Origin of the sequence: uncultured Rhodoblastus sp. (assembly GCF_903903185.1) — a bacterium.
Taxonomy (GTDB): domain Bacteria; phylum Pseudomonadota; class Alphaproteobacteria; order Rhizobiales; family Beijerinckiaceae; genus Rhodoblastus.
Map to the genome: position 1 here is coordinate 1 of NZ_CAIUXT010000034.1, position 13,234 is coordinate 13,234.

Annotated in this window: 12 protein-coding genes and 1 pseudogene; 3 read left to right on the plus strand and 10 right to left on the minus strand. The window is 64.3% G+C overall.

The window, feature by feature from the left end:
• Positions 1 to 52: 52 nt before the first annotated feature.
• On the minus strand, positions 53 to 346 hold the full coding sequence (locus QZY01_RS02790; RefSeq protein ID WP_342394869.1) for an FAD-binding domain-containing protein: 294 nt from the start codon (positions 344 to 346) through the stop codon (positions 53 to 55).
• Entirely contained in the window at positions 337 to 699 is a 363-nt protein-coding gene (locus QZY01_RS02795) for a hypothetical protein (protein ID WP_294533054.1), read from the minus strand. Before QZY01_RS02795 ends, QZY01_RS02790 begins: the two co-directional genes overlap by 10 nt.
• 1,188 nt (positions 700 to 1,887) lie before the next feature.
• Here QZY01_RS02795 and QZY01_RS02800 point away from each other — a divergent pair.
• The 3 genes from QZY01_RS02800 to QZY01_RS02810 are packed head-to-tail and all read left to right on the plus strand — an operon-like array spanning position 1,888 to position 4,997.
• A complete protein-coding gene (locus QZY01_RS02800) occupies positions 1,888 to 2,928 on the plus strand; it encodes a patatin-like phospholipase family protein (protein ID WP_294533057.1) in 1,041 nt (346 codons plus the stop codon).
• A gap of 3 nt (positions 2,929 to 2,931) precedes the next feature.
• Positions 2,932 to 4,401: a GntP family permease gene (locus QZY01_RS02805; protein WP_294533060.1), complete on the plus strand. Its 1,470-nt coding sequence runs from the start codon at positions 2,932 to 2,934 to the stop codon at positions 4,399 to 4,401.
• Positions 4,402 to 4,406: 5 nt separating this feature from the next.
• Entirely contained in the window at positions 4,407 to 4,997 is a 591-nt protein-coding gene (locus QZY01_RS02810) for a YqhA family protein (protein ID WP_294533063.1), read from the plus strand.
• Between the two features lie 165 nt (positions 4,998 to 5,162).
• Here QZY01_RS02810 and QZY01_RS02815 read toward each other — a convergent pair whose 3' ends face one another.
• The 8 genes and pseudogenes from QZY01_RS02815 to QZY01_RS02850 form a co-directional block, all read right to left on the minus strand.
• A complete protein-coding gene (locus QZY01_RS02815) occupies positions 5,163 to 6,818 on the minus strand; it encodes a proton-conducting transporter membrane subunit (RefSeq protein WP_294533066.1) in 1,656 nt (551 codons plus the stop codon).
• Positions 6,815 to 8,323 carry a proton-conducting transporter membrane subunit gene (locus QZY01_RS02820; RefSeq protein ID WP_294533069.1) on the minus strand — a complete coding sequence of 503 codons (1,509 nt, stop codon included), beginning with the start codon at positions 8,321 to 8,323 and terminating at the stop codon, positions 6,815 to 6,817. Before QZY01_RS02820 ends, QZY01_RS02815 begins: the two co-directional genes overlap by 4 nt.
• A complete protein-coding gene (locus QZY01_RS02825) occupies positions 8,320 to 8,664 on the minus strand; it encodes an NADH-quinone oxidoreductase subunit K (protein WP_294533071.1) in 345 nt (114 codons plus the stop codon). Before QZY01_RS02825 ends, QZY01_RS02820 begins: the two co-directional genes overlap by 4 nt.
• Positions 8,661 to 9,608, minus strand: a complete 948-nt coding sequence (locus tag QZY01_RS02830; protein ID WP_294533073.1) for a hydrogenase subunit MbhD domain-containing protein — start codon at positions 9,606 to 9,608, stop codon at positions 8,661 to 8,663. The genes QZY01_RS02825 and QZY01_RS02830 overlap by 4 nt, the downstream gene beginning before the upstream one ends.
• The gene (locus QZY01_RS02835; RefSeq protein WP_294533074.1) at positions 9,605 to 9,898 is read right to left on the minus strand and encodes a monovalent cation/H(+) antiporter subunit G; all 294 of its coding nucleotides are present in this window, start codon (positions 9,896 to 9,898) and stop codon (positions 9,605 to 9,607) included. Before QZY01_RS02835 ends, QZY01_RS02830 begins: the two co-directional genes overlap by 4 nt.
• The gene (locus tag QZY01_RS02840) at positions 9,895 to 10,179 is read right to left on the minus strand and encodes a monovalent cation/H+ antiporter complex subunit F (protein ID WP_294533076.1); all 285 of its coding nucleotides are present in this window, start codon (positions 10,177 to 10,179) and stop codon (positions 9,895 to 9,897) included. Before QZY01_RS02840 ends, QZY01_RS02835 begins: the two co-directional genes overlap by 4 nt.
• Positions 10,172 to 10,672 carry a Na+/H+ antiporter subunit E gene (locus QZY01_RS02845; RefSeq protein WP_294533078.1) on the minus strand — a complete coding sequence of 167 codons (501 nt, stop codon included), beginning with the start codon at positions 10,670 to 10,672 and terminating at the stop codon, positions 10,172 to 10,174. The genes QZY01_RS02840 and QZY01_RS02845 overlap by 8 nt, the downstream gene beginning before the upstream one ends.
• Positions 10,673 to 10,713: 41 nt before the next feature.
• Positions 10,714 to 13,227: pseudogene (locus tag QZY01_RS02850) on the minus strand (efflux RND transporter permease subunit); the annotation flags it as partial.
• Positions 13,228 to 13,234: the final 7 nt, after the last annotated feature.

Genomic DNA, 13,234 nt, shown 5'->3' on the forward strand with positions numbered 1-13,234 from the left:
GACGTCGGAGTCCGTCGCGCCGCCCGGAATTGAACTCAGCCGGAAAGCACGTTCAGGAAGACGCGCCGCCGGAAATATGCGCGAAAGCCGACAGCGCGCGGCAACGGTTGAAATCATGGTCAATCAGCGGCGCGGGATAGGTTTCCCGCGATTTGACGCTGGCCCCGGCGACGAGGACGGTTGGCGCCATCCAGGGTCGATGGATGTAATTACTCGGCAGGCCCGCGAGTTCGTTTAATGCGAATGTCTGACAATGGTCAGGCGTAGGCCTGCGACGCCGGCAGCGACGTTTGGGCCGGTCTGAGCCTGGACGACGCCCAATAAAATCCCGACACTTTATTTCAATTTGGTTTGCTGAAACATCATATTATCCCGAGTTACAACGATCTTATTCAAGCTGTGGTCGATTGTGGCCCAACCTGTAATTTTCTGGGAGTTGCCAGAGGCTGACACTTTTGATGCTTGGAATGGCGACGCAAAATTAAAAAATTCAGCCGTCCGTGCCGCCGGCTGAATTCTCGCAGAGGTAGCCATGATGGAAGGCTTTTCGTTAGCGCCAGCGGCAGATGCGGCGTCCGTGGTTCCACCAGCAAACTTGGTGACGGTGATGGTGGCGATGAACGACATGTCGCCTGTGGTGATGGACGACCACAGGCCGCCTGTGGTGATGAACGACATGTCGCCTGCGGTGATGGACAACCGCAGGTCGCCCGCGACGGTGGACGACGACCTGCGATTTTTCGATCGGAACCTGAATCGCTTCGGATCGCAAGGAAGACGGCGAGATCGGGGCGGCTTCGGCCACGCTGGCGATCATGCCGAGACCCAGCACTAAGCCAACAAGACGTCGTCTGAAACTGTATGACATTCCACATTCTCCTGAATCCGTGAAAGGAGAGTTAGAACACAAGCTTGAAAGTGGCAAGCCAGAGATCGGCGCGCATCCTTTCGCTCAAATGTGAAATGGCGACAACCGGGGAAAGCAGGTATCGTCAGATGGGGGATCGGGATCAATCGAATTTAATTTCCGAGGCTGGCGACGCGAACGGCGCTGCTTGTCGCGGTCATCCCGGTGACCGCGCTAGGTCTTCGCATTAACATTCCCAGCGAAGCCTTGGCGAATTATGCGCCAAATGAACTTAAAACGCCTGCTATCGATCAGTTGACTGGACGAATTATTTCAAGGCGAAAAAAGGCGCCGCCTTCGGCCGCGTGCGCAGCGAAGTGACAAAAAACATCACGCGAAGCCGGGGTCTTCGCGAAAAATCTTCGCTGGATCGAAGACGAGCGGAATCGTCGCCTGCGTTAAAAAAACTCCGCCGCTAAATACCGGTCCGCACTATTGCGGGCACGGTGACGGAATTGATCGCCTGGGCGTTTTTCCTCACTGTCGGCCTCAAACTAGCCGCCGCACGCGGGTCGTATCCTTTGCGGTCAATTACATCCCATTCCTTGGTCCGCTGATCACCATCATTCTGGAGCTATGTTCTTGCGAAAATGGGGTCTTAGGAGTTGGCCGTCCGAGTGTTGATGACGCCGACGATCTTGCAGTTTCTGATCGGGGGCTGTCGGGAGCGGTTTCTGCGCCAAGACCCTGGCTACTTCGCCCTTTTTCGTCGTTATCTCTGCGTTTTTCTGGAGCGTTCTATCGCATCTGCCGGGAACCCCGAGCGGCGCACGATCGCCATAGCCGGGCGGACGATCTGAGCGGAATATCCCGGAAGCCGGCGGATCGCCATCCTGCTGTCGGGTCACGCGTCGCAGGCCCTTGATCTCGATCCGGGCTATTTTTGCAATGCAGCAAAATAAATGTGGCGCTTTGGAAAAACCTCCCTATAGTGCGCCGCAAATAAATCCCGAGATTTATTTCCACGAGGTGAAATATAGATGGAACAGGCTCCAAAAACTTTTTCCCGCGATCCGATCCTGATCGATCTGGCCTTGCAGGGAGGCGGTTCGCACGGGGCCTTTACCTGGGGCGTGCTTGATCGTTTTCTTGAAGAGCCGTGGTTCGAGATCGACGGGGTTTCGGGCACTTCCGCCGGCGCTATGAATGCCGCCGTGCTCGCCGCCGGCTTCGCCAAGGGCGGCGCCCAGGGCGCCCGCGAAGCACTGGAAAATTTCTGGCGCGGCGTCTCGGACGCGGCGCGGTTCAGCCCGTTGCAGCGCGGGCCGCTCGACATCCTGCTCGGCCGCTGGACGATGGATAATTCGCCCGGCTATATCATGGCCGACTTGATGTCGCGGGTCATCTCGCCCTATACCCTGAGCCTGCCCGGCAAGAATCCGCTGCGCGACATTCTCGCCCAGTTCATCGATTTCGACCTGATCCCGCAGTCGCCGATCCAGGTTTTCATCACCGCCACCAATGTCCATACCGGCCGGGGCCGGGTGTTTCGCAACGACGCCATCACGCCGGAAGTCCTGCTCGCCTCGGCCTGCCTGCCGAGCATGTTTCAGGCCGTCGAAATCGACGGCGACCACTATTGGGACGGCGGCTATTCCGGCAATCCGACGCTGACGCCGCTGGTGCGCTACTGCAAGTCGGACGACATGATCCTGATACCCATCAACCCGATCGAGAGCGTGGAAGTGCCGCGCACCTCCTCGGAAATCATGAACCGCCTGAACGAGATTTCCTTCAACGCCGTCACACTCAAGGAATTGCGCATGATCGCCATGCTGCGCAAGGTGGTGGACGCCGGCGACAGCGAAGGCGCCGAATGGGCCAAGCTGCGTCTCCATCGCGTCGGCAACGATGTCATGAACACGCTCGGCGCCTCGTCCAAGATGATCACCGAATGGGCGTTTTTGACCATGCTGCGCGACGAGGGCCGCAAATCCGCGCAAGCCTTTCTCGAAGCCCACGCCCATGATCTCGGCAACAAATCGACGATGGACATCGACAAGCTGCTGGAAGGAGTCTGATCCATGGGGCTGCTCGGCATTCTCTTTTCCCTCGGCCTGCTGATCTGGCTCGCCTATCGCGGCTGGAGCATTCTTCTGCTGGCGCCCGCCGCTGCGATTCTCGCGGCGCTGCTCGCCGGCGAACCGACCCTCGCCCATTGGACCCAGACTTTTATGCGCAGCGCCGCGCAGTTCATCATGCAGTTCTTTCCGATCTTTCTGCTCGGGGCTTTGTTCGGCAAGCTGATGGAGGATAGCGGCTCGGTTTCGACCATCGCGAACTTCATGACCGAAAAACTCGGCTCCAAACGCGCGGTGCTGGCGGTGGTTCTGGCCGGGGCGCTCGTCACCTATGGCGGCGTCAGCCTGTTCGTCGCCTTTTTCGTGATCGCGCCAATGGCCCATGCGCTGTTTCGCTCGGCGGGGATTCCGCGCCGGCTGATGCCGGCGGCGATCATGCTCGGCGCCTCCACCTTCACCATGTCGGCGCTGCCGGGAACCCCGGCGATCCAGAACGCCATCCCCATGCCGTTCTTCGGCACCACGCCTTTCGCGGCGCCGGGCCTCGGCGTCGTCGCTTCCGCGATCATGCTGGCCTTTGGCCTATGGTGGCTCGCCCGCGCCGAGGCCAAGGCGCGGGCCAGCGGCGAAGGCTTTGGCGACGACCCAGCCTCGCTCGACGACGCCAAAGCCGCCGACGAGGCTTCGACGGACCCGATCGTGCGCGAGCGCGCCACCACCGCCGGCGCCTTCGACCCCAACGAGATCGGGCATAGCAAGGAGAGCGCCGGCGGCCCGCCGGTCGCTCTGGCCTTCCTGCCGCTCGCCGTGGTGATCGGCGTCAATCTGGTGATGTCGCTGTTCGTGCTTCCAAAACTCGACGCCTCCTTTCTCGCCGAAGAAGTCTGGGGCGAGACCTCGCTGTCGGCGGTCGGCGGCGTCTGGGCGGTGGTGACGGCGCTCGCCGCGGCCATCCTCGTGCTGGTGGCGATCAACTTTCGCCGCCTGCCGTCTTTGCGCGCGTCGATGGACGCCGGCGCCAACGCTTCCGTACTGCCGGTGCTCAGCGTCGCAAGCCTCGTCGGCTTCGGCTCGGTGGTGGCGGCCTTGCCGGCTTTCGCTCTGGTGCGCGACTGGGTGCTCGGCATCGAGGGCGGCCCGTTGGTTTCCCTCGCCGTGGCGACCAATGTGCTCGCAGCGCTGACCGGCTCGGCTTCCGGCGGCCTGACCATCGCGCTAGACGCGCTCGGCGGAGCCTATATGAAGATCGCCGCCGAACAGGGCATCGATCCCGGCCTGTTGCATCGCGTCGCGGTGATCGGCGCGGGAACGCTCGACATGCTGCCGCATAATGGCGCGGTGGTCACGGTGCTGGCGGTCTGCGGATCCAGCCACAAGGAAAGCTATTTCGACATCGTGATGGTCGGCGTGGTCAGTTCTCTCGTCGCGCTCGCGGCGGTGATTGGGCTAGGCACGCTGTTTGGAAGCTTTTGACAGCAATGGCGAAAAACCCGTTTTTTGCGACGATCGAACTTTTTAGGTCAGCGGTGCTGGACAGGGAAGAGTCGTCAGGCGCAGGCATGTACGAAATGGTGACACGGATTGTCGTGGCGAGCCGACTGGTGATGATACCTCTCATCATAGGCCTCGTGTTCGCTCTGATGCTTCTTGTAGCCGCGTTTTTTGTCGGGCTCTGGCATTTTGCCGTTGATATATTCTCGGCCAGTGAAACCGAGATCATCATTGCGGTCCTTGCGCTGATCGACCTGACGCTTATCGCCAGCCTGATGATCACCGTCATCTTTTCAGGCTATTCAAATTTCGTTCAAAAAATAGACCGCGCGGCCTTCGCCGCGTGGCCTCAATGGATGTCCAAGATCACTTCTTCGGATCTGAAGGAGAAATTATTCGCGTCGATGATCGCGATTACAGGCGTTACCCTTCTAAAAGCGCTGATGAAACTCGAAACCAGCGTTAGCGAGACCCAGATCAGATGGCTGGTCATCGCCCATGTGATCTTCGTCGCGTCGTATGTAGCGCTCGCCGCGATGGAACGTTTTTCTTACGGACCCGCAAAAGACAGCGACTGAAAAGAACAGGGCAAAAAAGTGAGAGAACCTGGGCGCCGTGGGTTTGTATTTAGAACCCTGTTCCGGCGATTGAATCGGAGCGGATCTCCGGTAAATTAGTTCTCAAGGCGTTTTCTTTTGAAGCCAACGGCGTCCACTTCGCTTGAAAGCGCCAGTGCCCGCCGCTCACCTTGCCTTGGCGGCGAGCGCGGCCAGGATCAGCGCAATGGTCACCAGCGACAGGCCGCCCGCCGGGAAGAAGCGCAACCGCGCGTCGGCTTTTTCGAAAAACCCGCTCAGCGCAAAACTCGACTTGAACGCCCGTTCGGCGACGACCACCGTGTCGCCGGCGGGAATGGGCGGCAGTTTTTCGCCCCAGCGCGCCAGCCCGAGCGCCAGCGCGGCGCCGATCAGCACCGGCCAGAACCCGTCCCAAAGAGTGTCGAGGCTTAAAGCTTCCGAGAGGTGGCCAACGGCTGGAAACAGCAGCCAAGGGAGGAAAATCGCGCCAAGCGCGAAAAAGGGCCAGTACCGAGGGATCGCGTGGGGAATTCGCGCGGTTTCGCCCCAATGGGCGGTTTTGGCCAGACGCGTCACGAAATGCAGCATCAACAGCGCGGTTGCCGTCGCCGAGGCGTAGGACAGGATCGCGGCGATACCGTAGCCCATCGGCGCCTTGAGCGCGAGTTTCGCCAGCGCGCCGCCGGTGAAGGGCAGGCCGGCGAGGCTGAGGCCGAGCGCCGCCGCCAGCGGCAAGGCCCATTTTTCGCGGCGCCAGTCCATGGCCGCGAAGGCGCCGACCGTTAGAAACAGCGCGCCCTTGACCAGCACGTGATTGGCGGCGGCGAAGGCGACCAGCGCCGGCGCGCTCGCGTCGCCGGCGGCGAGCGCCATGCCGAGCGCCGCCGCCAGCACGCCCATCTGGCTGATGCTCGAATAGGCGAGCACGGTTTTGGGATTTTGCTGGGTGACGCCAATGGCCACGCCATAAAACGCGGCGAAAAACCCGAGCACGGCCAGCGCCGCGCCCCAAACGGGCAAGGCGAAGCCGAGCGGCAGGAAGCGAATCAGGCCGATGACGCCGGCCTTGACGCCGGCCCCGCTCAGCACGGCGGCGGCGGAAATGGGCGCCGCCCTGTAAGCGAGCGGCATCCAGCCATTGAGCGGCGCGAGGCCGATCTTCATGCCGAAACTGGCGATAATCAGCGCCAGAGCGCCGTCGCGCCAGGGTGAAGTGGGCAGTTCCGCGACCACATCCTCGATGCGCAGGCTGCCATGGGGTTCGCCCGCCGCGAGCAGCGCCAGCGCCAGCAGCAACAACGCCTCGCCGAGAATGGTGAAGGCCATGTAGACCCCGCCCGCCCGTTTCGTTTCGGGCGCGTCGTCATCGACAATGAGCCCATAGGCGGGGATGCTGACCAGCGCATAGAAAAGATAGAAGCTCAGCAGATCGGCGGCGACGAATGCGCCGATACTGCCGGTCAGGGTCAAGAGCCAGCAGACGGCGAAACGCTGGCCCGGCCATTTTTTCCAATAGGTGAAGGTCGCCGCGCCGACGACGATCCACAACAGCGCCGCGACCGCCAACAGCAGCGCGCCGGGCCGGTCGAGCGACAAGCTCAGGCGCAAGGCTGGCGCCTCGAACGAAAAAGGCCCGCCGGCCAGCGCGAGCAGCGCCGCGCCAAGGGCGGGAACCGGCGCCAGCCATTGCAGATCCCGCGCCCGGCGGCGCTGGCCGGCAAAGAACCAGGCCGCCACAAACGCCAGCGGCAGCGCCAGGGCGGCGACGAGCAGGAAGGGGCCGAGCGCGGCGGCGAGCGGCGAGGTAAAGGACCCGGTCATGGCTGCGCCGCCACGGCCATTCGGCCGATCTGGAGGAAATCGAAAAATTCCTGCGGCGCGAAGCCGAGCGCGACGGCTACGACCGCCAGCGCCAGCGCCGCATGCTCCCGGCTGCGCTGCGGCGGCGATTTCAGAACGAGCGACCCGTCGGCAAGCGCGGGGGACAGAATCCGGAACACATAGCCGGCGGCGAGCAACCCGCCCGCCAGCAGGACCAAGGCGAATACCCAATGCCCGGCGGCGACCGACGCGCGCAGCAGCAGCCATTTGGCGGCGAAACCGCCGCTCGGCGGCAGGCCCATCAGCGATAACCCGCCCAATCCGAGCGCCAGAAAGGTCACGGGCATGGCGCGTCCGGCGCCGGTGAATTCGGCGATCCGGTCATGGCCGAGCGATTCGGCGATGAGGCCGGCGGAGAGGAACATCGCCGCCTTGGCGAAGGCGTGGGAGAGCGTCTGCATCAGCCCGCCGTTCCAGCCGTCTATTGTCCACGGATGCTGACCCGAAGCCAGCGGGAAGATCAGAAAAAGATAGCCGATTTGCGCCAGCGTCGAATAGGCGATCAGCAGTTTGAGCCGGGGTTGGCGCAAGGCCAGCACGCTGCCGAACAGGATCGCCGCCGAGCCGAGCGCGCCCAGAAACACCTGCGCCGCATCGCCGGGCAGGGCAGGGAGCACATAGAACCACAGCCGCACGACCACCACGAAGGAGCCCTTGACCACCAGTCCCGAAAGCACGGCGCTGGCGGCGGCCGGCGCATTGGCGTGGGCCGGAGGTAGCCATAGATGCAGCGGAAACAGCGCGGTCTTGGCCAGCAGTCCCGCCGTCATCAGGCCCGCCGCGAGCCAGACCGCCGGCAAGGGCGCGACGCGCCCGGACAGCAGCACGATGTCGAGCGTGCCATAGGCGCCATAGAGCAGCGCCGCGCCGAGCAGATAGAACACCGAGCCGAACAGCGCGAACATCAGATAGCGCAGGGCCGCGACCAGGGTCTCCGGCTTGCCGGACAGGCAGACCAGCGGAACGGCGGCGAAGGTCAGCAATTCCAGTCCGACATAGAGATTGAACAGGTCGGCGCCGATGAACAGCAAAATCAGCGCCGCCCAGATCCCCTGAAGCAGGATCCAGAAGGCGAAAGGCGCGCGGGCCTCGGTTGAGCCTTCCGGCGTCGCGAAAGTGGCGCGCGCGTAAAACCCGGCTGCGGCGACGATGAGCGCCGCCGTGACCAGCATGACGCCGGACAGGCCGTCGGCGCGCAGCGCGATGCCGAGCGGCGGCGCCAGGCCGGCGATGTTATAGACGACAGGCGCGCCGGAGCGCCAGACCAGAAAGGCGATGGCGAGCGCGAGCACGAGGCCGACGGGCGCCAGCGCCAGCGCCACCCGTTCGGCGAACCGGCCGCCGAGCACGAAGGACAACAGCACGCCGACAACCGGCAGCAGGATGGCGAGCACGAGCAGAGGCCCGCCAAAGGTGGGTTCAAGCGCCGCGGCGGTCTCGATCATTTCCCGGCCCCTTGCTCTGACGGGAGGCTCGCCGGGTTCTCGTCGTCGAGCAGGACCTGGCCGGTTTCCTCATGCAGCCGCAAAATCAGCGCCACGGCCAGCGCGCTGGCGGCGAAGGCGACGACAATGCCGGTGATGACCATCGCCTGCGGCACCGGATCGAAGGGAAATCCGGCGGCCGCGCCCTTGCGCGCGACAATGCCGAACACCAGAAACACGCCGCTGCCGATCAGGTTGAAGGCGAGAATTTTGCGCAACGGCTGCGGGTTGACGATCAGCCCATAGAGCCCGAGGCCGACGAGCGCGGCGCCGACCAGCCCGGCGAGGGTCGAAGGCGTCATGGCCCAAAACTCCGGCGGGGCGGGCCGGCGACCAGAACCGGAAGGGTCGCGGCGATGGTGAGCAGCATGAAGGCCTCGATGAACAGGATGATCGGCTTGGCGAAACCGTCCGGATAGGCGAAGAAATTTCCGGCCATGCCGATACCCGCGAGGCCGGCGACGATGAACACCGCCGGTCCCGATATGAGAGCCAGCCGCAGCCAGAGCGAATTGACCCGCGGCGGCTCGGAAGCCCGCGCGATCATCACGATCATCCACATGGCCGCGAGAATGGCGCCGGCCTGAAAGGCGCCGCCCGGCGCGTTGGCGCCGACCCAGAAAATATGCACGCCGACGAGAATGCCGAGCGGGACCAGGGTCTGTTCGAGCAACAAAAGCGCGCCTTGCGGATTGGCCCGGCCCAGCGGCGCCGGCGCCCCGCCCCAGAAGCGGTCGGACGCGACCGACCAGACGCCGACCACCGCGAGCAGCAGCACGATTTTCTCCAGCATGGTGTCGAACGAGCGCCAGGCGATCAGCACGGCGGTGACCGGATTGCCGAGCCCGGTCGCGGCAAGTTCCTGACGGGCCTCCGGCGCGAGCGTCGGCGACGGCTCTGGCAGCGCCAGGATGACGCCCGCCAGAGCCGTCGCCGCGAGCAGGCTGAGCGCCGCCGCCGACAGGTGCAGCGACAGGCCAGGTTTCGCGGCGGCGCTGGCTTTGCCGGCGCTTTTCAGGCGCGCGCCCGAGGTGACGAGCAGGATGCCAGTGACGCCGCTGCCAATGGCGGCCTCGGTCAAGGCGACATCGGGCGCGAACAGCCGGATCCAGACGATTGCCAGCAAAAGGCCATAGGCGACATAGGCGACCACCGCGCCGAAAATTTCGCGGGCGGCGATGGTCCACACGGCGACCGCCAGAACCAGCAGCGCGAGGCCGACGTCGAGGATTTGCAGCACGCTCATTCGTCGCCTCCCCTGCGGCGCAGCGCGCGCCCGATCAATTGCGCGCTGGCCGCGCCGGACAACAGCACCAGCGCCCAGATCGCCAAAAGCTTCAGCGCGTCCAGCAGGCTTCCGACGCGGGGCAGAAGCCCCAGCACCACCAGCCCAAGGCCGAGGTTGTCCGCCTTGGACAGGGCGTGAAGCCGCGTCAGCGAATCGGGGAAGCGCAGCAATCCAACCGAGCCGGCGAAAAAGAAAAAGGCGCCGGCGGCAATGGCGGCAATGCTGAACAGGTCGAGCGCGAAATTCATTTGCCGCCCGCCTCTTGAGGTTGCTCGTCATCCGTTGCGACGCCATTGACGAAGGCCACCGAGGCGAAAGCCGCGAGCAGGGCGAGGCCGAGCGCGACATCCTCGACGCCAGCGACGGTGGTGGCCGAGGCGATCAGCAGCAGGCTGGCGATGCCTCCCGTGCCGAGCAATTGCGCGGCCATCATCCGGTCGGCGTCGCCGGGTCCGCGCAGCACGCGAAACAGCCCGGCGGCGACGGTCAAAAGGATGAAGCCGGCGGCGAAGAGCAAAAAGTCATTCATCGCCGAGCGCCCTTATGAACAGGGTTTCCTGCGCGGCCAGATAGCTGGCGACCGGCTGCGCGACATCGAGGCAATGCAGGAGCAGCGTGTCGCCGTCGATCCCGACGGGCAGCGAGCCGGGCGCGAGACTCGCCAGCGCGCAAAAGGCATTGCGGGCGTTTCCCGGCGGCAAACGCAAAGGCGCCGTGACGAAACCGGGGTTGAGGTCGAGATCGCGGCTCAGGGCGCGCCTTGCGACATCGAATCCCGCCAATACCGAGCCGCGCAAAAAATGCGCCGCGAGGGCGGCGAGGGCTCCGAAGCGGACCCGAGCGCCGGTCGGCGGCATCAGCGCGAGACTGGCCCAAGTGGCGGCGGCGGTCGCCGCCAGACCGACCGGCAGATCGGTCGCCTTCCAGCCGGAAATCGCCAGCCAGAAGGCAAAAAACAGCACAGCCCGAAAGGCAGCCGCGCGGGCGCGCGATGGCGTTTCGTCCGATTCGATCCCGCTCATCGCCTTCCCTTTCGCCGCTCGTTTTTGAGGCTGATGCTCGCTCAGGCGAGCGCCCCGTTCTCGTCCTTCTCCTTGTTATAGAAGAAGATGATGTAGAGCGCGGGCGTCACGATCAGCGTCAACAGCGTCGCCACGAACAGGCCGCCCATGATGGCGAAGGCCATCGGTCCCCAGAACACGGTCGGCGCGATCGGAATGAACCCGAGCACGGTGGAAATGGCGGTCAGCATGATCGGGCGGAAGCGCGACACCGTTCCCTCGACGACGGCGTCCCAGACCCCGCGCCCTTGCCGGCGCTCGGTCTCGATCTGCTCGATCAGGATGACCGCGTTGCGCGCGATCATGCCCATCAGCGCCAATATGCCGAGGATGGCCACGAAGCCGAGCGGCCTGCCGGCCAGCAGCAGCGCCCCGACAATGCCGATCAGCCCCATCGGCACGATGCACAGCACCAGAGCCAGCCGGCTGAAGCTGTGCAATTGGGCCATCAGGAACAGCAGCATCAGGAACAGCATCGCCGGAATCATCGCGAACACCGAGGCTTGCGACTGCGCGCTTTCCTCGACGGTGCCGCCGGTTTCGATCGAAAAGCCCTTGGGCAGGCCGGCGCGGAGTTTTTCGATTGGCGGCCCCAGCGTCGCCACCGCGCCCTCGGGCGTCGCGCCCTCGGCGATGTCGGCGCGCACCGTCAGGGTCGGCACGCGGTCGCGCCGCCAGATCAGCGGATATTCCTGATCGAAGTCGAAGGTGGCGATCTGGCTCAGCGGCACGGTGCGGCCGTTGGGCAGCGGAAGCTGCAAGGCGCGCAGCGTCGAGAGCGAGACGCGCTGTTCGTCCTGCGCGCGGGCGATGACATCGACGAGGTAGATATTGTCGCGAACCTGGGTGATCGGCGCGCCGGTCATCACGGTATTGAGATGCGCGGCCAGAGTTTCGGAACTCAGCCCGAGCAGCCGCGCCTGATCCTGGTCGATTTTTACGCGCAGCTTGCGCGCCGGCTCCATCCAGTCGTAGTTGACCCGCCGGAGCTGCGGGTCGGCGCCCATGGCCTGTCCGAGCCGCAGGGCGATCGAGCGCACCTGCTCGATATCGGGTCCGCTGACGCGATATTGCACCGGCCAGCCGACCGGCGGCCCCAGCTCCAGCGGCGAAATGCGCGAGACGACGCTGGGCAGGTCCTCGGCCAGTTTGGTTTCCAGCAAGGCGTGCAGCCGGTCCCGCGCGGCGACGTCCTTGGCGACGACGACCGACTGGGCGAAGAAATCATTGTTCAGCTGCACATTCAGCGGGAGATAGAAGCGGATCGCTCCGCGTCCGACATAAGTGCTCCAGCTGGCGACATCCGGATTGGCTGCGAGCAGGGAGTCGAGCTTTTCAGCCACCCGGTCGGTGGCGAAAATCGAGGCGTTTTGCGGCAGGGTCAGGTCGACGACGAGTTCGGGCCGGTCGGAGGCCGGAAAGAACTGGCGCGGCACCAGCGGCAGCGCCAGCACCGAGGCGGCGAAACAGGCGAGCGTCACGGCGACGGTCGCCCAGCGCCAGCGCATCGCGCCGACGAGGAGGGAGCGAAAGGCGCTCAGGATGCGGCTCGGTTTGGCGGGGGGCGCGGAGGGGTCGACATTGGGCTTTTTGAGCAGCCAGACCCCGAGCAGCGGTGCGAACAGCACGGCGACGAACCAGGACACGATCAGCGCGATGGTGACCACCGCGAAAATCGAGAACGTATATTCGCCGGCCGAACTCCTGGCGAAGCCGATCGGCACGAAACCTGCCGCCGTGACGAACGATCCGGTCAACATCGGAAAAGCCAGCGAATCATAGGCGAAGGTCGCTGCCTTCTCCTTGCTGTCGCCCGCCGCCATACGCGAGGTCATGACATCGACCGTGGTCATGGCGTCGTCGACGAGAAGCCCCAGCGCGATGATCAGCGCCCCGAGCGAAATGCGCTGAAGATCGATGCCGAGCGCTTCCATGATCGGGAAAATGATCGCCATTGTCAGCGGAATCGACAGCGCGACGACGGCGCCGGGACGGAAGCCAAGGCTGATGATGCTGACCGCCATGATGATCGCTATGGCCTGCCAAAGCGATTCCATGAATTCGCTGATGGCGTTTTTCACAATCACCGGCTGGTCGGACACCAGTTGCGCCTCGACGCCAACGGGCAGGTCGGCCACGGCGTCGTTTATCGCCGCCTTGACATTGCGGCCAAGCCCCAGGATGTCGCCGCCATCGCGCATGGCGATGGCGAGACCTATGGCGGGCTTGCCGTTGACGCGGAACATCGGCTGCGGCGGATCGGCCAGCGAGCGGCGCACCTGCGCAATGTCGCGCAGCCGGATCAGTCGGCCGTTGGACAGGAAATTGGCGTCGAGAATATCGTCCTCGGTGCGGAACGCCCCGGTGACGCGGATCACCAGCTTTTCGTCGCCGGTTTGCAGCGAACCGGACGGGATCACCGAGTTCTGCGCCTGCAAGGCTGCGATCAGGGCGGCGCGGTCGATGCCGAGGCCGGCGAGCACTTGCGTCGAGAATTCGACGAAAATCTGCTCGTCCTAGATC